Origin of the sequence: Rubneribacter badeniensis (genome assembly GCF_002899695.1) — a bacterium.
Lineage (GTDB): Bacteria > Actinomycetota > Coriobacteriia > Coriobacteriales > Eggerthellaceae > Rubneribacter > Rubneribacter badeniensis.
The window spans coordinates 1-19,681 of record NZ_PPEL01000002.1 but is presented as its reverse complement, the minus strand read 5'-3'; the positions used below and the strand labels follow the sequence as shown (position 1 = coordinate 19,681).

Sequence of the window (19,681 nt, the reverse complement as noted above, 5' to 3'; positions counted from 1 at the left end):
GAGAACCTCGGACGATCCGACGATCATGGGAGAAGATTCGCAGTTCTTTCTACCATCTCGCAATAGAGCCACGGGCATCGCCTGAGCCAAAGAAGAACTCGGCAATGATTCCGCGCTCAAAGAGTTCGATCTCGAACGGTTCGCCCAATAACCGGCTTATCACTACGACAACTACAACTTCTCCCATCCGTGTTGCGAGGGAAACGGGCGCACGTAGGGGCTCTTCCGAATCCTCATCGGTCATGACGCCGGCTGCAACCTGGATTGAAAATCCGCGGACGGCGAAGAGAACGACGAAATCAGCCGACTTGCCGTCGAAGAAGGGGCTCTCTCCACGCTCATCTCGATAGTCGTTCGCATCGCAACTCCATGCGACCCGGATAAGCCCCCGAACAGCGAGCTCGCCGTCTCGTTCGGACAGCCTCGATAAGGGATCCCGTTCCAGCCTCTGCGCACCGGATGGAGTAGGTTGGACAACCTCTCGCGCCAGCACAATCTCCGAACACGACCACGATCGAGAAGATCATTTCCAAGACGACATCTCTTGCAGAAAAGCTGTCTTGAGCTCTGCAAGGCTCTTGTAGTATGATCGGACACTCTTCGAGAGGTCATCCGCAAGACCGCGGTCGCCCGGAACGGGTACCAAGACCTCCTTCCAGCGATCACCCAAATCCTCCCTGTTTGTTTGCATGAAGACAACGCGATCCCATTGCGCATGCACATGATCGAGCATAAGCGACCAGGCAATGTAGAAATTATCAAACGGAGCTTCATCCGTAGCGCTAAGAACAAGAACCTCCTTAGTGAAGACCGCCCTTTCCTGCCCAGGAAGTATGACTGCAGGCTCACCGATATTCTTCGAAGCCCTGGCAGGAGTGACGACGTCCCACGGGTTCATACCGCTCGACTCTGCCTTCCAGAACTTCCTGGCAACCACCTCGGAAACCATGTTGGTGCTGTTCGGATTGATCGTGCCACCCCTAATGTCGGACACCTTGATGTAGGGAACAGTGCCGGATCTCATATCCTGAGAAGGGCTCCCATGCCCCGCCTTCACCCTTATCCAACCCGCATCAACAAGAGCGCCGAGGCTTACGGGAGAGCATCCAGGGAGAGACCCCGTCATCCAATTTTTAAGTGTGACCTTGGTTGACTGGTCGCAATAACGGGGAACGCCAATGTACGTCGTCGCCAAGGACATCGCATCCATAAACGAAGCGGTGGATGTCTCGCCATCGCCAGTAAGAAGACTGTCGACATCCATCGCTGCAGCGTCATCGACTTCAGAGGTTCTCGTCATACTTGAAGCATCGATGCGGAAAAGCGTCTCGCCGTCCTTGTTGATCCCGATAGTGGGCGCATTCGAAACCCAAATCTTGCCATCAAGCACCCAAAACGGTTGCTTCGCTCGGGCAGACCTCGAACCGCTCCCCCTTTTAACGAGCACGTAGAAGTTGGTTTTCGCTCGACAGAACCCTTGGAAGGCTTCCATGGGGATATTCAGCACAGCCTTGAGAGCGAACCTTTCATCAAGCCACTCACGGAACCAGGCATAGCTCTTGGAGAAGAAATAAGTCTCAGGGAGCACTATACCCAGCCTTCCGCCCTCATGAAGCAGACGCCAAGCCCTTTCGACGAATACGATGCCTAATTCGGTCTGCATGTACTCATCAGAAGCCTTTCCAGCTTTGGTGTGCATGCAGATGGTGTAACCGCATGCGCTCGCTTCGCTCGCACCAATCTTCAAGTTTTGCCCGAACGGAGGATTTGTAAGGACAACGTCGTACCCATCGTCTCCAAGCGCATCCTCAAGCCCGTGCCTATTGTCTCGCCATTTGGTCTGTCTGATCGAATCACCCAGCTTTATGTGCGTGGAGCCATCACCCATGCCCACCATAAGAGCCCGAGCAAGTTTCACGTTGATATCATCGAGATCGATGCCGTACAGTTTCGCGTTCGCCCACCTGACGGCATCCGCCTCGTTGACGCAACGATGCCACCTGTAGGAACGCCTCGCCCAAGAAACCTCCCGTACCGCACGCAGGGTCGATAACCTTGTCTGTAACGTCTATGCACATCATACGGGTAGCGGCCTGAATCACCCTGCTCGGAGTGAAGTATTGGCCGTCACCATATTTGAGGTTAGCATTGCGGAAGACTTGGAATGCCAGCGAGAGGGTGTCGGGCTTGACATCAACCAGGTCTTTGCGCTGGAGTTCGGCAACCGCCGCATGAATGGTCGTCGAATCGAACAGGATCTCATCGGGCTCGTCATCGTTGAAAAGGTCTCTCCTGTCGAGCTTGTATCTCCTGAACAGAGCGTTGATGACCTCTGCGGTTTCATCGGGGCTATCCAAGATCTGAAAATCAACCTTGGCAGCCCTGAGCGCGCGAGCGTCCGAATCCGACTGCATCTTGATTAGGAGAAGGTTGCAAAGCTGATTCAGCCGCGCATCCGACCGTGTCGACCTACCATCCGAAGACACGATGAGCGCGAGAAGATCCGCAAAGCACGCCCTCAGCTCCGCTAAATCAGGCACGGTCAAATCCTCAACACCGACGTTCTCGCTCATGATCAGGTTCTCCGAAGGCTGCGGCAACGAAGATCCCTTTACCACGGAGAACTCGCCTGAAGGAAGCTTGTAGACACGGGTAAATCTCACGCCATCGGTCAATACGCCCATCCGAACCTTGGGCTCTAGACCCATATAGGTCTCAAGTTCCGAGAGGCCACTGGGGTCTCCCGGCTCCTTGCACTCCACGATTACCTTGCAGTGCTGCCAGTCCCCCTTTCCCTCTCCATTGTCGAAGAGAGCGATATCGACGGGGTATCCTTTGTAGCTTCGTCCAAGCTCTCGCTGCGCAGAATCAGATGGCGTCTTGGGAACCCGCCACTCCTTGTCAGAAGAGTCGGGAGATGGACACTGTATCTGCTCCCTACGCCAACCGAGGTCGATAAGGGCCTTCAATACCGGAAGGCGGGTCAGATGATGCTCCTTGAACGATTCGGATTCGTAAGCCACTGTTTATCCTCCCCTGACTCTGAACGCATCTTGCCAGCCTTCATCCCAAACGAAAACCCGCCCTCGCAAACGACCGTTCGCAGGAAGAAGTTCATGATGATCGATATGAAGGAAACCAGATTGCAAAATCTCAGACACTATTTCACCCTCTGGCACAATCCGGATGGCCGTAGCGAGCGTGACGAACGGCATGACGGTTTCCATATCCCTCGCATACACCACGGCACCATTTTAGCGGACTTCACGACCTACGGCATCCAGTAGCCCACATACGGAGGCCAAAAAACAGGGGCCGCACCCGCGCGGCCCCCTCTCGCAACCTATGCGCGCAGCGGCTACTTGCGCTGCCCCTGCTTGTCGTTGAGCAGACGGTTGAGAGCGTTGAGGTAGGCCTTCGTGGACGACACGACAATGTCGCCGTCGGCGCCGCGGCCCGTGTACACCTCTCCGCTCGGATCGGTCACGCGGATGGTGACCTCGCCGAGCGCGTCGATGCCGCGCGTGACGGACTGCACCGAGAACTCGGTGAGGTCGTTGTCCACCTGCACGATCTTGTTCACGGCCTTGCACATGGCGTCGACCGGGCCCGTGCCCCACTCGCAGGCGGTGACCACCTGGTCGGCCTGGTTGCGCAGCGTGACGGTTGCCGTCGGCGTGAGCGGGAACCCGCAGCTGATCTGCACGCCCTCAAGCGTGTACAGCGCGCTTTCGTTGCGGTCGCGCTCGTTCACGAGGCTCTCCAGATCCTCGTCGTACACTTCCTTCTTCTTGTCGGCCAGGTTGAGGAACGCCTCGTACACCTCGTCGAGCGCTTCGCCCTCAAGCTCGTAGCCCAGCTCCTCCAAACGGTGCCTCAAAGCCGCGTGGCCCGAGCGCGCCGTGAGCACGATCTGGCTCGTGCCCGCGCCCACCTCGGCCGGGTCGATGATCTCGTAGGTGTCGCGCTTCTTGAGCACGCCGTCCTGATGGATGCCGGAGGAGTGCGCGAAGGCGTTCGCGCCCACGATGGCCTTGTTGGCCTGCACGTTCATGCCCGTGATGGACGACACGAGGCGGCTCGCCTTGATGAACTCGCGCGTGTTGACGTCGGTTGCGGCGTCCAGCTCTTCGCCGTGCATGCGGATGCCCATGACCACTTCCTCCATAGCCGTGTTGCCCGCGCGCTCGCCCAGGCCGTTGATGGTGCATTCCACCTGCGTGGCGCCGTTTTTCACGCCGGCCAGCGACAGCGCCGTGGCCATGCCGAGGTCGTTGTGGCAGTGCACCGACACCGTGACGTTCTCGATGCCGTCCACATGGTCCATGAGGTACTTTATGCGCGCCCCGAATTCCTCGGGCAGCGAATAGCCCGTCGTGTCGGGGATGTTCACCACAGTGGCGCCCGCCTTGACGACGGCCTCGATGACGCGCGCAAGGAAGGCGTAGTCGGAGCGCCCCGCGTCCTCGGCGTAGAACTGCACATCCTCGACGAAGTTGCGCGCGTACTTGACGCACTTCACCGCGCGCTCGACGCACTCGTCCTCGGTGATGCGCAGCTTGTCGCGCATATGGCTCGGGCTCACGCCGATGCCCGTGTGGATGCGGGGGCGCTTGGCGTACTTGAGCGCGTCGGCCGCCGCGTCGATGTCCTTCTCCACCGCGCGCGTGAGGCCGCACACCGTGGCCGCGTCGCCCGCGAGCTCGGCGATGCGACGGACGGACTCGAAGTCACCGGGGCTCGAGATGGGGAAGCCCGCCTCGATGACGTCCACGTTCAAACGCAGAAGCTGGCGCGCGACGACGAGCTTCTCCTCCGTGTTCATGGAGGCGCCCGGCGACTGCTCGCCGTCGCGCAGCGTGGTGTCGAAGATGTTGATCTTGCGCGTCATAATCGTGCGTCCTTTCGTTTCGTTGCCCGTCCGCGCCCTTCGCGGATCGCGGACAGGGGTGTGGCGATCGCGCCGACCGTCAAATCCGCGCCTCCGAACCCGCCCGGTCGGCGAAGCGGCGAAGGCGTCCGCGAGGCACAAGCCACCCGCCGCCTGCAAAAGCGGCGGGACGGCAAGGAGTCACAGCCTCACGTGCCAGAGGCTCTTCAGGTCGGAGAGGCCCGCGCGCAGCTTCGCGAGCACCGCGTCGGTCACCTCGCCCTCCACGTTCACGTAGGCGAGCGCGCGCCCGTCCTCGGGAGAAGCGGATATCTGCATCGTCGTGATGTTGATGCCCTCCTCGCCGAGGATGGTGCCGATCACGCCGATCCTGCCCGGAGCGTCGACGTACTCGAACACGAGCGACTGCCCGGCCGGCGCGATGTCGAGCTTGTACCCCAGAAGCGACACGAGCCGCGCGGCCTGGGACTCCCCCGCCAGCGTGCACGCCACCTCCGTGCCGTCGGCCACGATGGACACCCGCGAGGCATAGCCGCCGGCGTCGGGCGCCGAGGCCGTCTCCACCTTGATGCCGTGACGCTTCGCCACCGCATTGGCGTTCACCGGGGTGACCGTGGCGGTGTTCTTGTACGACAAGAGCCCCTTGAGCGTGCCCGCCACGAGGATGGACGGATCCGCGCCGGCCAGCTCGCCGCCGGCGCAAAGCTTCAAGAACTGCGGGATCTCGCCGTGTATCTGCGCGAGCATGCTGCCCATCATCTGGCAAGCGGGCACGTAGGGCCCCACCGCGTCCATGACCTCGGGTGGGACGGGCGCCATGTTGAGCGCCGTGGGGACGATGGAACCCTCCAGGCCCGCCGCCACGTACTCGGCGATCTGCACGCCGGCGCGCTCCTGCGCCTCTCTCGTGCTCGCCCCCAGATGCGGCGTGAGCACGGCGTTATCGAACTCGTGCAAAGGGCTTTCCCGGCACGGCTCGGCCTCGAACACGTCGATGCCCACCGCGCCGATCTTCCCCGCGGCCAAGAAGTCGGCAAGCGACTTCTCCTCGAAGATGCCGCCGCGCGCCGTGTTGACGAGGACGACGCCGTCCTTCATGCGGGCGTACTGGTCCGGCCCGAACATGCCGATCGTCTCCTTCGTCTTGGGAAGGTGGACCGTGATGAAGTCGGCGAGCGGCACGACGGCGTCCACGTCGTCGAAAAGCGCGACGCCCAGCTGCTCGGCGCGCTCGGGGCTGCAGTACGGGTCGTAGCCCACGAGCCTCATGCCGAACGCCCGCGCGCGCTCGGCCACGAGCCCGCCCACGCGGCCCAGACCGAAGATGGCAAGCGTCTTCTCGTACAGCTCGACGCCCGTGAAGCGGCCTCGCTCCCACTCGTGGGCGTGCACGACGGCGTTGGCCTGGGCGACGTTGCGCGCGCAGGCCAGCATGAGCGCCATGGTGTGCTCGGCGGCGCTCACGATGTTGGAGGTGGGCGCGTTGCACACGATGACGCCGCGCTCGGTGGCGGCCTCCACATCCACGTTGTCCACGCCCACGCCCGCGCGCCCGATGACGCGCAGACGCCCGCCCGCCTCGATGACCTCGCGCGTCACCTTCGTGGCCGAGCGCACGATGAGCCCGTCGTAGGCGGGGATGGCCGCGACAAGCTCCTCGGGCGGCATCTTCAGCCTGACGTCGGCCTCGATCCCCCTGTCGCGCAGCATGGAAAGGCCCGCCTCGGCCAGCTTCTCGGTAACCAGCACCTTCTTCGTCATAACGGAAACCACCTTCGAGCATCGCGTTGCCGGATTCGGATCGCGCCTCCCGATGAAAAGCGCGAGCGCTCGGCAGGAGGCGACGTGTCCATGATAGTGCGAATTCCCCCGGACGCGCGGCGCCGCTCGGCGAAAATCGCAGAAAACCGCCCTGCGAGGCGTGCGGCGCGGCCCTTCGCGCCGCACGCGGAAACCGCGTCGGCGCGCCTACTCGTCGCCGCGCTTGATCCAGCTGAACATGCCGCGGATCTTCTCGCCCGTCTTCTCGATCTCGTGCTCGTTGACGGCCGCGCGCTGCTCGAGCAGCCATTGGTGGCCGTTCTCGCAGTCGGCCATGAACTCGCGCGCGAACTCGCCGTTCTGGATGCGCGCGAGGATCTCGCGCATCGCCTTGCGCGACTCCTCGTTGATGACCTTCGGGCCCGCGTAGTACTCGCCGTACTCGGCCGTGTTGGAGATGGAGTAGTTCATGAAGTGGATACCGCTCTCGTACATGAGGTCGACGATCATCTTCATCTCGTGGTACACCTCGAAGTACGCCAGCTCCGGCGGGTAGCCCGCCTCGGTGAGCGTCTCGAAGCCCGCCTTGATCATCTCCACGAGGCCGCCGCACAAAACCGCCTGCTCGCCGAACAGGTCCTCTTCCGTCTCCTCCTTGAACGTGGCCTTGATGATGCCCGAGCGAGCGCCGCCCACGCCCCAGCAGTACGACAGCACCACGTCCCACGCGTCGCCGGTGGCGTCCTGCGCCACGCAGGCCAGATCGGGCACGCCCGAGCCCTCCGTGAACTGGCGGCGCACGATGTGGCCGGGGCCCTTCGGCGCGCACATGACCACGTTCACGTCCTCAGGCGGCACGATGTAGCCGTAATGGATGTTGAAGCCGTGGGCGAACGCGAGCGTGTCGCCCGCCTTGAGATGCGCCTCGATGTGATCCTTGTACACCTGCGCCTGCAGCTCGTCGGGCACGAGGATCATGATGAGGTCGGCTTCCTCGGCGGCCTCGTCCATCGTGCAGACCTTCAGGCCCGCCTCCTCGGCCGCGGCCCACGACGACGAGCCCTCGCGCAGACCCACGCGCACGTCGCAGCCGGAGTCCATGAGGTTGAGGGCATGGGCGTGGCCCTGGCTCCCGTATCCGATGACGGCGATCTTGCGTCCCTGGATGATCTGCGGATCGACGTCCTGCTCGTAATAGATGGTGACAGCCATGTTCTCTCTTCCTTTCTTGTTGGCTGCGGTTACCTTTCTTGTCCCGCCGCTCTGGCAAGCGGCGACGAGGCCGGCGTTGCAGGGCGCCGAGGCGCCCGGTCGCGCCGCCCCAAGCCCTCCTCGCGAGCCGAAGGCGCGCTTCGCCGAGCTTTCACGGCGATCTCGAGGGCCGAGGCGACCCTCGCCGGCTTTGCTAAACCGGGGGCGCTCACGCGTCCTTGCTGTTGCGCGACATCGCGATCTTTCCCGTGCGCGTGATCTCCTTGATGCCGTAGGCGCGGAAGAGGTCCTCCATGCCCTTGAGCTTGCTCTCGTCGCCGGTGGCCTCGATGGTGAGCGAGCTTCTGCCCACGTCGACGATCTTCGCGCGGAACACGTTCGCGATCTCGATGATCTCGCCCCGGCGGTCGGGGGGCGCGTTCACCTTGAAGAGCACCAGCTCGCGTTCGATGGCCCCCTCGTCGGTGAGGTCGGTGATCTTGTGCACGCTGATCAGCTTGTGCAGCTGCTTGGTGATCTGCTCGTAGGCCACCTCGTCGGCCTTCACGATGGCCGTGACGCGCGACATGGTGGCGTCCTCGGTGGGGCCCACGGACAGCGATTCGATGTTGAATCCGCGCCGCGAGATGAGGCCCGTCACGCGCGACAGCACGCCGGGCTTGTTCTCCACCAAGACGGACAGGATGTGCCTCATCGGTCCTCCCCCTTCCCGCCGCGCTCGTCGGACGCGTCGGGCACGCCCTCGCGCACGGCCCCCACGGCCGCGTCGATGGCCCCGATCACGTCGTCGAGCGCGCGACCCGGCGCCACCATGGGGTACACGTTCTGCTCGCGGGAGACGGCCACGTCGAGCAGATAGGGGCCGTCGCTTTCCAGCATGCGCGCAAGCGCCTCGTCCACCTCGTCGGGTCGCTCCACGCGCTCGGCCCGCCAGCCGTACGCCTCGGCCAGCTTAACGAAGTCCGGGCACGCGTCCAGAAGCGTGGAGGAGTAGCGCTCGTCGTAGAACAGCTTCTGCCATTGGTGCACCATGCCGAGGCACCGGTTGTCCAAGACGAGCACCTTCACCGGCACCCGGTGGACGGACGCCGTGGCCATCTCCTGGCTGTTCATCTGCAAAGACCCGTCGCCGGCCACGCACACCACCGTCTTGTCGGGGCATCCGAAGGCGGCTCCGATGGCGGCCGGGAACCCGAACCCCATCGTGCCCAGGCCACCGGAGGACAGAAAGCTGCGCGGCACCTCGCGCGCGATGTGCTGCGCGGCCCACATCTGATGCTGGCCCACCTCGGTCACGACAATGCTCTTCTCGGGATCAAGCGCGTCGGAAAGCCTTTCCATGACCACCTCCGGCACGATCTCGCCGGGGTTGTCGCCCACGTTGGGATGGTAGAACGGATGGCGCTCGCGCCATTCGGCGATCCGGGCCAACCATTCCTCCGTGGCAGGGCGGGCGCCCTCCTTGGAAAGCTGGGCGACGACGCCTTCGAGCACGCCCTTGAGGTCGCCCACGATGGGCACCTGCACCTCGCGCACCTTGCCGATCTCGGCCGGGTCGATGTCGATGTGGATGACGTCGGCGTGCGGCGCGAACTCGTCGAGCTTGCCCGTCACGCGGTCGGAGAAACGCGCCCCCGCCGCGATGATGAGGTCGCTTTCGGTCATGGCGAGGTTCGCGTACTTCGAGCCGTGCATGCCCACGGGGCCCAGGTTGAGCGGATGCGACGCGGGAAACGCCCCTTTTCCCATGAGCGTGGTGACCACGGGTATCCGCATGGCCTCGGACAACTCCACAAGCTCTTGGGACGCGCCCGAGGACACCGCGCCGCCGCCCACGTACAGGACGGGGCGCTTCGCCTGCCCGATGCGGGCGACCGCTTGCTTGACCTGCTTCGCGTTGCCGCGGTAGGTGGGCTTGTACGAGGGCAGGCTGACCTCGTCGGGATACTCGAACGCGAGCCGCTCGCTGGCCACGTCGCTCGGCACGTCGATGAGCACGGGGCCGGGGCGGCCCGTCTTGGCGATGTGGAACGCCTCGCGAAACGTGCCCGCGAGTTCGTCGGCGGACTGCAAAAGGTAGCTGTGCTTGACGACGGGCATCGTGATGCCCACGATGTCGGACTCCTGGAACGAGTCCGTCCCGATGACGCCGCGCGGCACCTGGCCCGTGATCACCACGAGCGGGATCGAGTCCATGTAGGCCGTCGCGATGCCGGTGACCGTGTTCGTGGCGCCCGGTCCGCTCGTCACGATGGCCACGCCCACGTCCCCCGTGGCGCGCGCGTAGCCGTCGGCCTCGTGCACCGCCCCCTGCTCGTGGCGCGCGAGCACGTGGGTGATCTGGTCGGAGTCGTACAGCGCGTCGTAGATCTTGATGGCCTGGCCGCCCGGGTATCCGAAGACGAGCCGGACGCCCTCGGCCTCGAGCGACGCCACCACGGCCTGCGCGCCCGTCATCTCGAGGCCCTGCTTCGCCGTGCGGCTCCCGAGGCCGCGCGGCGCGCCCTTGGCGGCGGCCGTCGCGGGCCGGGGCCGTTCGTTCGCTGGCTTCGTCATGACACGTACGCCCCCTCGTCGGCCGACGAGACGAGCTTGGCGTACTTCGCCAGCACGCCGTGGTCGTGCTTCTGCGCCGGCGGCTGCCACGCCGCGCGTCGGCGCGCGAGCTCGTCGTCGTCCACCTGCAGCGTGAGCGCCCCTCCCTCGATGTCGACGGTGATGAGGTCCCCTTCCTCGATGAGCGCGATGGGGCCGCCCGCCGCGGCCTCGGGGCTCACGTGCCCCACGGCCGGCCCCTTCGTCGCGCCCGAGAAGCGCCCGTCGGTGATGAGCGCCACGGACGTGGACAGGCCCATCCCGCAGATGGCCGAAGTGGGCGTGAGCATCTCGCGCATGCCCGGGCCGCCCTTCGGGCCCTCGTAGCGGATGACCACCACATCGCCGGCCACGATCCGTCCGGCATTGATGGCCGCGCACGCCTCCTCCTCGCTCTCGAACACGCGCGCGGGGCCGGTGTGCTTGAGCATGGAGGGATCCACGGCGCTCTTCTTCACGATGGCCCCGTTGGGCGCGATGTTGCCGTGCAAGACGCGCAAGGCGCCCACCGGGGAGAACGGGTTGTCGTGCGCGCGGCACACCTCGCCGTCGGCCGGACGGGCGCAGTCGCGCAGATACTCGTCGAGCGGCCCCATGCAGGTGAGCGCGCTGCGGTCGAGCAGCCCCAGCTCGGCCAGCTCGTGCATCACCACCGGCACGCCGCCCACCTCGTACAGGTCGGAAAGCGGGCGCGGGCCCGAGGGGGCCAGCTTCACGAGGTGCGGCGTGCGCGCGCTCGCGGCGTCCCAGTCATCCATCGTGATGGGATGCCCCGCCTCGCGCGCGATGGCCGTGAGGTGCAGCACCGTGTTCGTGGAGCCGCCGAAGGCCATGTCGCACTCCATGGCGTTGTGGATGGCCGCCGCGCTCACGATGTCGCGGGCGCGCACGCCCTTCTCCAGAAGCTCCATGACCTTCATGCCCGCGCGCTTCGCGAGGCGGATGCGCTCGGAGTACACGGCGGGGACGGTGCCGTTGCCGGGAAGCGCGATGCCGAGGGCCTCACACAAACAGTTCATCGAGTTCGCCGTGAAAAGCCCCGAGCAGCTGCCGCAGGTGGGGCACGCGTGGTCCTCGTGGTACTTCAGCTCGTCCTCGGTCATCGTGCCCGCCTGCACCCGGCCCGCGCCGTCGAAGAGCGTGTTGAGGTCGGTGGAGGGGCCGCGACCGCCCGGACGGGTGCCGGCGAGCATCGGGCCGCCCGAGACGAACACCGTGGGGATGTTCACGCGCAGCGCGCCCAAGAGCATCCCCGGCACCACCTTGTCGCAGTTGGGGATGCACACCATCGCGTCGAAGGCGTGGCCCTGCACGGCGCATTCCACGCTGTCGGCGATGACCTCGCGCGACACGAGCGAGTAGTGCATGCCGTCGTGGTTCATGGCGATGCCGTCGCACACGCCGATGGTGGATATCTCGAAGGGCACGCCGCCGGCCAGGTAGATGCCGGCCTTCACGGCCTCGGCGATCTTGTCGAGGTTGTTGTGGCCGGGGATGATGTCGTTGCGCGAGTTCATCACCGCGATGAGCGGGCTCTCCAACTCCTCGTCGGTGACCCCGTCGGCCTTGAGCAGGCTGCGGTGGGGGGCGCGCGCCGTGCCGCATCGCACGGCATCGCTTCTCAGCTGCATGCGTCCGATCCTTTCTCCCGATGCCGCGCCCTGCCGGCCGCGGCGTTTCCGCCCATAAAAAAATCCCGCTGCAGGCAGGCTGCACCAGGACCTCAGAAGGAAGGAGGACGCGCCGCCGACGCACGCGCGCCGCGGCTGCTCTCGATCGGACCGATAACGGAGTCGCCGGTTCAGCCTACTTGCCCCGCGCGCCGTCGGAGATCGTCCGAGTGCGTCGCGCAACGTTCGCGCCGAACTGCTCGGAGGTGGCGTTCAGGCCGCCCACCGCCGGCTCGCAGCAACCGCCGGCTCTCTGGAGATGGGTTCGTCCCTACTGTCCTCGTCAACGCATTTCGCCTATGAACTTGTCGAGCGGAAGTATACCCCCGCGCCCATCCTTTCCCGCGCGCGCCGCGCGCGCCCTTCACAAAAGCCACAAACCGCATCGCGCCCCAAGCTCACCTTGGCGCGCACGAAGCGCCCTCGCGCCCTGGCGCGCTCGAAACGGCCTCGCACCTGACACCCTCTCCCGGACGTCCCCTTCGGGCGAAAGCCCATCGGGTCGCCGAGCCCGAGAGGCCGCGCGGAAGCAGCCGGGCGACGGCGATTCGGGAGCGGGGCGGGTTTCGCGCCCGAAAGCGCCCCGTGCGCGAAAAGGAGGGATCGCCGCCGCCTCCGCGCCGGCGCGCGAAGGCGCGCCCCTCCGTCCATCGTCGCGCGCGGCAAGTCCCGTCCGCTTCCCGATGCGGGCCTTCGCCCTCGCAACGTGTCGGACGGCTGACCGATCGGCCAAGGCAGGGAAACGGCTGGCCGAACGCGTGCAGGGCGAGCGTGCCCGCGTCGTACACTCGCCTTCCACCACGGGGCCCCGCGCAGGGGCCCCTCCCGTCTGGAACCGAGAAAGGAGGCATCCGCATGGCGTACCGGGCGATCCCCTACCTCGTCACCCGCAGCGCGAAACGCGAGGCGCGCACCGATCCGTACGCGACCGAGCGGAGAAGCCTCCCCAACCGCACCCACGGCATCTCCTACGCCTCGTCCCCGTGCCGCTCCGCACGCATCAGGACCTACACCCCCTCCGAGGCCGTCCGTCCCGCAAGCGCCTCTGCGCAAAGCGCGCTGCCCGAGGCCGTCGACCTCAAACGCGTGCTCGCCGCCGTGCTCGTCATGCTGCTCGTCTTCATCCTGTCGGCGTTTCTGGGCATATACGCGGCCCGCGCCGCGAGCAGCCTCCTCGGCGACGAGGCGGGCGCGTTCGCAAACCCCTTCGGCGCAGACAACGAGACGCGCGCCGAAAGCCTGAGCGCGCCGCAGTCGACCTGGGAGGAGGGCAACGTTCCCGAGCTTTACCAAGACGACCCCCAGTGGGCCGACCGGCCTTACGGATCGAGCACCATCGGAGCGGCGGGCGCGGCACCCGTGTGCCTGGCCATGGTGCGCGTGGCCGTGACCGGCGATGTCCAAACCGACCCCATCGACGTGGCGTCGTTCTCGCAGCGCAGCGGCTACGCCGACTCGCCCGACGCCACCGCCCTGCTCACCGGCGGAGCGGCAGAGCTCGGCCTCGCCGTGAGCGCCGTGGACGCGAGCGAGATGGCCCTGCGTCGCGAGATCGTGGCGGGGCGGCCCGTCATCGCCGTCGTGGGCGCGGGGGTGTTCGGCCCCTCGGCCACCTACGTGGTGCTCTCGGACATCGACGAGGGCGGGCGGCTCGTGATGAACGACCCGCTCAGCGACGAGCGCACCTCGCGCCGCTGGACCTTCGACGAGGTGCTCGGCCAAACGACCGCACTGTGGTCGTACGCGAGCGCCGGCTAGCGCATGCTCGCAAGGCCGTCCTGGCGGGCCACCTGCACGCGCGCCGAATGGCCCGCGCGCTCGACCACCTCGGCCAGCGCCTCCCCCGGAAGTCGATAGGTGTTGTTGTTCTGCGAGACGTGAAGGGCCGTCACCTGCTCGAGCGCGTCCGACAACAGCGCCTTCAGCTCCTCGGCCGCCTGCGCGTTCGACAGATGGCCCTGGTCGGACGCCACGCGGCGCTTGACCGGATAGGGATACGGGCCGTCCCAGAGCATCCGCTCGTCGTGGTTGCTCTCGAGCGCGAGCAGCCTCGCGCCGCGCAGGGCCTCGTGCGCCTCCCCCGTCACGACGCCCGTGTCGGTCATGAACCCGACGACGTCGCCCCCTTCTGCCTCGAACCGAAACCCGCACGACGACGCCGCGTCGTGCGAGGTGCGGAAGACGTGCGCCTGCATGCCCGCGAGCGAGAGCGCGTCCCCCGCGCGAAGCTCGCGCATGTCGCACGTCCCTTCGAGCGCGGCGATCTCCTTGCTGGCCGCGCGCACGGCGGAGTCGGCGTACACCGTCGGCTCGACGCCGAGCTTCGCAAGGCCGCGCATCACCACGCCGAGGCCCTTCGTGTGGTCGGTGTGCTCGTGCGTCACGAGGACGGCCGCAAGCCGCGCCGGATCGAACCCCGCCTCCTCACAGCGCGCGAAGAAGTCGCGCTTGCAGATGCCGCAGTCCACGAGCACGCCCGCGCCCGTCGCCGCGTCCTCGACGACGGCCGCATTGCCGCGGCTCCCGCTTGCCAGCACGTGCACCGCCAGCCGACGTTCCATGACAGCCCTCCCCGCCTTCTACAGCTGCTCGATCACGCCCACGACCAGGCGCGCGAAGTCGGCTTTGCGCGCTTTGGCCACGTCGAGCACCTCCGCGCCCGTGGGGCTCGCCCCCTCGATGCCGCAGCCCATGTTCGACACGAGCGATATGCCGAGCACCCGCAGCCCGACATGCCGCGCGGCGATGACCTCCTCGCACACGCTCATGGCCACCGTGTCGGCACCCCACGAGCGGAACATCCGGATCTCGGCCGGCGTCTCGAAGCTCGGACCGAGCGCGCCGAGGTACACGCCCTCCTGCACGCGGATGCCGCGCTCGGCGGCCACGTCGTGGGCGATGGCGCGCAGCTCGGGGTCGAACGCGTCTTTCATGGAGAAGAAGCGGTCGGAAAGGTTCGCCGGATCGGGCGCGGCGACGGGGTTGCGCCCGGTGAAGTTGATCTGGTCGCCCATGATGCAGAAGTCGCCCACCTCGTAGTCCGGGTTGAGCGCGCCGGCCGCGTTCGTGGTGATGAGCGTGCGCACGCCGAGGCGCTCCATGAGCCACACGGGATACGCCACCTCCTGCGCGTCGTTGCCCTCGTAGCCGTGCAGACGGCCCTGCATGGCCAGCACGCATTTGCCGCCGAGGGTGCCGCACACGAAGCGGCCCACATGCCCCTCGGCCGTGCTCGTCTTCATGCGGGGAACCTCGACGTAGGGAACGCGCGCCGCGTCCTCGATCTCGTCGGCGAGCGGGTTCAGGCCCGAGCCCAGCACGAGCCCGACCGTCGGCTTACGGCCCTCCAGCCGCCGGCGCAGCACGTAGGCCGACAGCGTGAGGTTGTCGTCGAGGATGTTGCGTTCGAGCATGGCGCGTCCTTTCCCGATGGGCTTCCCGTACGTTCGCCCCCAGTATAGCGGCAACCCTGCCGGCACGACGCTCGGTCGCGGCCGACCGGACGCCACCGCGGATGCAACGTCGCTCCAAAAACACACTTTCAGACCCGTTTATGTGTTTTTCAGGCGACAATGGCCTGCACGGAGGCTCGGCGGCCCGTCAGCACACGGGGGCGGCCGGCCAAATCGCGCGCCACCCGCACGTCCGCGAATCCGGCGGCGCGAGCCAATGCGGCCGCCTCGTCCAGATGCCCCTCGTGCAGCTCGAAGGCGAAGGCGCCGCCCGGCTTGAGCGCGCGGGCGCACCACGGCAGCAAGCGACGCAGCACGTCCAAGCCGTCGGCCCCGCCGTCGAGCGCGAGCGCAGGCTCGAAGTCGGCCACCTCGCGCGGGATATCGGAGAGCACGGAGGTGGGCACGTACGGCGGGTTCGACACGACGAGGTCGAGCCGGCCCATCGCGCTCGCGGGAACGCCCTGGCCCAAGTCGCACTGCACCACCCGCACGCGGTCGGACAGGCCGAGAGCGTCGACGTTCTCGCGCGCGAGCGCCACCGCCTCCGGCGCGATGTCGGTGGCGATGACGCGCGTGCGCGGATGCTCGTAGGCGATCGAGCACGCGATGCAGCCGGATCCCGTGCACAGGTCGGCCACGAACAGCGGCGCGGCAACGGGCCCGGAATCGTCCGAGGAAGCGGAGGAGGCGCGGGGGCCGGGGACGTCCGAGAACGCGGCGGACGGTTCGGCGGCGGGCCGATCGGCCTCGGCTGCATCCTGCGCGGCGCGGGCCGCGAGCAGCTCCTCGGCTTCGGCTTCGGTCATGCGCGAGTCGAGCGCGCGCGGCCTGCCCACCGCGGGCAGAAGGGAGAGCGCCTCGCTCACCAGCACCTCGGTCTCGGGACGGGGGATGAGCACGCCAGGGCGCACCTTCACCGCGACATGGCGAAACGCCACCTCGCCGGTGATGTACTGCAAAGGCTCGCCCCTGCCCCGCCGCGACACGTAGCCGCGCAGCGTGTCGCGCTCCTTGAGCGACAGCGGCCGCTCCAGTCCGGTGTACAGCTCGATCCGGCGAAGCCCGCACGCCTCGCCGAGCAGCCATTCCGCCGACAGGCGCGGGTTCTCGTCGCCCTTGCGCCCAAGGTAGCCCACCGTCCAATCGAGGGCGGCCTTGACGGTCCAGATGTCGTGTTCAACCATGGATTTCAACCTCACAGGTTGGCGTAGCCAGTCAGCGAGGACGGCTGCGGCATCCAAGATTCGCGGGATCGCGGAAACGAAGCGTGCTTCGGTACGCGAGTTTCCGCGATCCCGCGAAGATTGGGCGCTGCAGCCGTCCGCAGCGTCGGCGGGTCCCGCCGTTCGTAGAATAGCGGACCTTACACGGCCGCTTCGAGCTTCTGCGCGCGGTCGGCAGCTTGCAGGGCCGTGATGACGTCCCCCAGCCCGTCTCCCAGAAGCACCCCGTTGTAGGTGCCGTTGAACCCGATGCGGTGGTCGGTCACGCGGTCCTGCGGTCCGTTGTAGGTGCGGATCTTCTCCGAGCGGTCGCCCGAGCCGATCTGCGCCAAGCGCTCGGCGCCCTCGGCGGCCTGCTGCTCGGCGAGCATCTTCTCGTAGAGGCGCGCGCGCAAAACGGCCATCGCCGCGATCTTGTTCTGCAGCTGGCTCTTCTGGTCCTGCGACTGCACCACGAGCCCCGTGGGAAGATGCGTGATGCGCACGGCCGAGTCGGTGGTGTTCACGCACTGGCCGCCGGGGCCGCCGGCGCGGTACACGTCGATGCGCAGGTCGTTCTCGTTGATCTCCACCTCCACCTCGTCGGCTTCGGGCAGCACGGCCACGGTGGCCGTGGAGGTGTGGATGCGGCCTTGGCTCTCGGTCTTGGGCACGCGCTGGACGCGATGCACGCCGCTTTCGAACTTCATGACCGAGTACACCTTGTCGCCCTTCACCTTGAACTGGATCTCCTTGTAGCCGCCCGCCTCGGAGGGCGACACGTCCATCGTCTCGGTCTTCCACCCCTGCGCGGAGGCGAAGCGCTCGTACATCTTGTACAGGTCGCCCGCGAAGATAGCCGCCTCGTCGCCGCCGGCCGCCGCGCGGATCTCCACGATGATGTCCTTCTCGTCGGCCGGGTCGGCCGGGATGAGCATGAACTTGATGTCCTCTTCCAGCTGGGGCAGCCGCGCCTCGATGCCGGCGATCTCCTCCTGCGCGAACTCCTTCATGTCTGCGTCGGCCAGCATCTCCTTGGCCGCGGCCAAGTCGTCGGTGGCCTGGACGTACTCGCGCGCCTTGGCCGCGAGCGGCCCCTGGCTCGCGTACTCCTTCGCCAGGCGGTTGTACTCCTTCTGGTCGGCGAGGACGGCCGGGTCGCCCATGCGGCCCTGCAGGTCCTCGTAGGCCCGGATGATCTTCTCGAGCTTCTCTCGCATATCGGTCTCTTGCATGATGTGCGCCGTCCTCCATGACGTGGCCCTTGAGCGCCGCCTCGTGCGACGCTCGAAGCGCCCGCCTCGCATGGCGAGGGCGGGCGCTCGCGGTTAACCGGTACATGATAGCAGATCGCCATCGCGCATGCAGCATCCCGCAGAAGGATGCGGTGGAAAGCCACCGGACAGGTCGGCGCGCCGGTTTCGCGCCCCGGCTCGAAGCGCGCTAAATGGCCAGGTACTCGGCAGCCTCCTCGGCGCACAGCGCCCCGTCGGCCACGGCGGTGACCACCTGGCGCAGAACCTTCGTGCGCACGTCGCCGGCCGCGTAGACGCCCGGCACCTCGGTCGTGCCCGTCTCGTCGGCCACGATGTAGCCCGTCTCGTCAAGCGTGAGCGCGTCGTCAAGAAACTCGGTGTTCGGCTCGGTGCCCACGGCCACGAACAGACCGTTCACGGCGATGTCGCGCTCCTCGCCCGTCTCGAGCATCTCGATGCGCACGCCCGCGAGCGCCCCTTCGTCGGCCACGAGCTTTCGGGGAACGGCGTTCCACACGAACTCGACGTTCGGCAGATCCTCCAGGCGCTTGTGGTAGATGGCCGTTGCGCGCAGCTTGTCGCGCCGGTGCACGAGGTAGACCTTCTCGCAGATGCGCGACAGGTAGATGGCGTCGGCGGCGGCCGTGTTGCCGCCCCCCACTACCATGACAGACTTGCCGCGGAAGAAGCTGCCGTCGCAGGTGGCGCAGTACGACACGCCGCGACCCTGCAGCTCTTCCTCGAGGTCGAGCCCCAGCTTGCGCGGCCGCGCCCCCGTGGCAATGATCACGCTTTTGGCCCGGTACTCGCCGAAGGCCGTCCTGAGCACCTTGGGGTTCTGCGTGAAGTCGACGGAGGACACCTCCTCCCCCACGTGGTTCACGCCGAAGCGGTCGGCGTGCTGCTTCATGGCGAATGCCAGCTCGAAGCCGTTCGAGCCGTCCGGGAAGCCGGGGTAGTTCTCCATGTGCTCGGTCTGCGCGAGCTGGCCGCCAGGAGCGATGCGCTCGAACAGCACCGCCTCGAGGCCCGCGCGCGCGGCGTACAGCCCCGCCGTGAGCCCCGCCGGGCCCGCTCCGATGACGGCGACGTCGATGACGCCTCCGGAACCCTCCTTGCACGCCGCAGACGTCTCGTTGGCTGTTTGCTTCTCGTTCATGAGTCTCCTCCTGTGAATCGCGTCGCTTTTTCGGCACAGTATAAGCGACGGCGCGGAATTGTCATCGAATCGGAAGCACTATGCGCCAAATCTCCGACCAGAGGAACGGACCAGCAGGAGCGCGGGAGAGGGCGGCAGATTGGAAACGGGCAGACCGAGGAGCGACGGAACGCAACAGGACAGAAGCTATCCGTCAGGGCGCGCACACAGGCTCCCGAAGAATCCGGTCCAAACAGCCCCCTTTACGACCGTCTGAGCTGCTCGGCCCATACGAAGCCGGTCGGATCGAGGCGCGAGCCGAATGTGCGGCGGTTCGCCGCCCGCCCTCGCCTCACGGCCCCTCGACGGCCTCTTCACGGCTCGGCGCGTCCACCCCCATCGCGAGCGCATGCGCTACCATGTACCGCATTGAGAAGACGTCGCGAGAAAGGACCCCGCCATGCGCGACCGGAAAGCCGAAGCCCCCGCCAGCCCCTCGTC

General features: G+C 66.6%; 14 protein-coding genes and 1 pseudogene. 2 read left to right on the top strand and 13 right to left on the bottom strand.

Going from position 1 to position 19,681, the window contains the following annotated elements; translation table 11 throughout:
• Positions 1-523 precede the first annotated feature (523 nt).
• Positions 524-1,918 carry an Eco57I restriction-modification methylase domain-containing protein gene (locus C2L80_RS14110; RefSeq protein ID WP_275668718.1) on the bottom strand — a complete coding sequence of 465 codons (1,395 nt, stop codon included), beginning with the start codon at positions 1,916-1,918 and terminating at the stop codon, positions 524-526.
• A 7-nt stretch (positions 1,919-1,925) separates the two neighbouring features.
• Positions 1,926-3,023 carry an N-6 DNA methylase gene (locus C2L80_RS14515; protein ID WP_204600496.1) on the bottom strand — a complete coding sequence of 366 codons (1,098 nt, stop codon included), beginning with the start codon at positions 3,021-3,023 and terminating at the stop codon, positions 1,926-1,928.
• A 93-nt stretch (positions 3,024-3,116) separates the two neighbouring features.
• Between C2L80_RS14515 and C2L80_RS13810 the strand changes: the two genes are divergently transcribed.
• On the top strand, positions 3,117-3,287 hold the full coding sequence (locus C2L80_RS13810) for a hypothetical protein (protein WP_157941000.1): 171 nt from the start codon (positions 3,117-3,119) through the stop codon (positions 3,285-3,287).
• 71 nt (positions 3,288-3,358) lie between these two features.
• Here C2L80_RS13810 and C2L80_RS00730 read toward each other — a convergent pair whose 3' ends face one another.
• The 6 genes and pseudogenes from C2L80_RS00730 to ilvD all read right to left on the bottom strand — a co-directional run bounded on the left by C2L80_RS00730 (position 3,359) and on the right by ilvD (position 12,090).
• Positions 3,359-4,891 (bottom strand): 2-isopropylmalate synthase, encoded by a 1,533-nt coding sequence (locus C2L80_RS00730; protein ID WP_103262412.1) that lies wholly within the window; start codon positions 4,889-4,891, stop codon positions 3,359-3,361.
• A 180-nt stretch (positions 4,892-5,071) separates the two neighbouring features.
• Positions 5,072-6,652, bottom strand: coding sequence for a phosphoglycerate dehydrogenase (gene serA, locus C2L80_RS00725; protein ID WP_103262411.1), 1,581 nt, complete (start codon positions 6,650-6,652; stop codon positions 5,072-5,074).
• 207 nt (positions 6,653-6,859) lie between these two features.
• A pseudogene (gene ilvC, locus C2L80_RS00720) lies at positions 6,860-7,891 on the bottom strand (ketol-acid reductoisomerase); the annotation flags it as partial.
• A gap of 181 nt (positions 7,892-8,072) precedes the next feature.
• Complete coding sequence (ilvN, locus tag C2L80_RS00715; RefSeq protein ID WP_087195873.1) at positions 8,073-8,558, bottom strand: acetolactate synthase small subunit; 486 nt, start codon at positions 8,556-8,558, stop codon at positions 8,073-8,075.
• Positions 8,555-10,420 carry a biosynthetic-type acetolactate synthase large subunit gene (ilvB, locus tag C2L80_RS00710; RefSeq protein ID WP_103262410.1) on the bottom strand — a complete coding sequence of 622 codons (1,866 nt, stop codon included), beginning with the start codon at positions 10,418-10,420 and terminating at the stop codon, positions 8,555-8,557. Before ilvB ends, ilvN begins: the two co-directional genes overlap by 4 nt.
• Positions 10,417-12,090 carry a dihydroxy-acid dehydratase gene (ilvD, locus tag C2L80_RS00705; RefSeq protein WP_103262409.1) on the bottom strand — a complete coding sequence of 558 codons (1,674 nt, stop codon included), beginning with the start codon at positions 12,088-12,090 and terminating at the stop codon, positions 10,417-10,419. The genes ilvB and ilvD overlap by 4 nt, the downstream gene beginning before the upstream one ends.
• Positions 12,091-12,984: 894 nt before the next feature.
• Between ilvD and C2L80_RS00700 the strand changes: the two genes are divergently transcribed.
• Complete coding sequence (locus C2L80_RS00700; RefSeq protein ID WP_103262408.1) at positions 12,985-13,887, top strand: cysteine peptidase family C39 domain-containing protein; 903 nt, start codon at positions 12,985-12,987, stop codon at positions 13,885-13,887.
• Here C2L80_RS00700 and C2L80_RS00695 read toward each other — a convergent pair.
• The 5 genes from C2L80_RS00695 to trxB form a co-directional block, all read right to left on the bottom strand.
• Positions 13,884-14,690 carry an MBL fold metallo-hydrolase gene (locus C2L80_RS00695; protein ID WP_103262407.1) on the bottom strand — a complete coding sequence of 269 codons (807 nt, stop codon included), beginning with the start codon at positions 14,688-14,690 and terminating at the stop codon, positions 13,884-13,886. The two genes, C2L80_RS00700 and C2L80_RS00695, sit on opposite strands and share 4 nt — an antisense overlap.
• Positions 14,691-14,708: 18 nt before the next feature.
• Entirely contained in the window at positions 14,709-15,542 is an 834-nt protein-coding gene (locus C2L80_RS00690; RefSeq protein ID WP_103262406.1) for a purine-nucleoside phosphorylase, read from the bottom strand.
• 149 nt (positions 15,543-15,691) lie between these two features.
• Positions 15,692-16,768: a N5-glutamine methyltransferase family protein gene (locus C2L80_RS00685; protein ID WP_103262405.1), complete on the bottom strand. Its 1,077-nt coding sequence runs from the start codon at positions 16,766-16,768 to the stop codon at positions 15,692-15,694.
• A 179-nt stretch (positions 16,769-16,947) separates the two neighbouring features.
• Entirely contained in the window at positions 16,948-18,021 is a 1,074-nt protein-coding gene (prfA, locus tag C2L80_RS00680) for a peptide chain release factor 1 (RefSeq protein ID WP_239938617.1), read from the bottom strand.
• A 208-nt stretch (positions 18,022-18,229) separates the two neighbouring features.
• On the bottom strand, positions 18,230-19,201 hold the full coding sequence (trxB, locus tag C2L80_RS00675) for a thioredoxin-disulfide reductase (RefSeq protein ID WP_103262404.1): 972 nt from the start codon (positions 19,199-19,201) through the stop codon (positions 18,230-18,232).
• Positions 19,202-19,681: the final 480 nt, after the last annotated feature.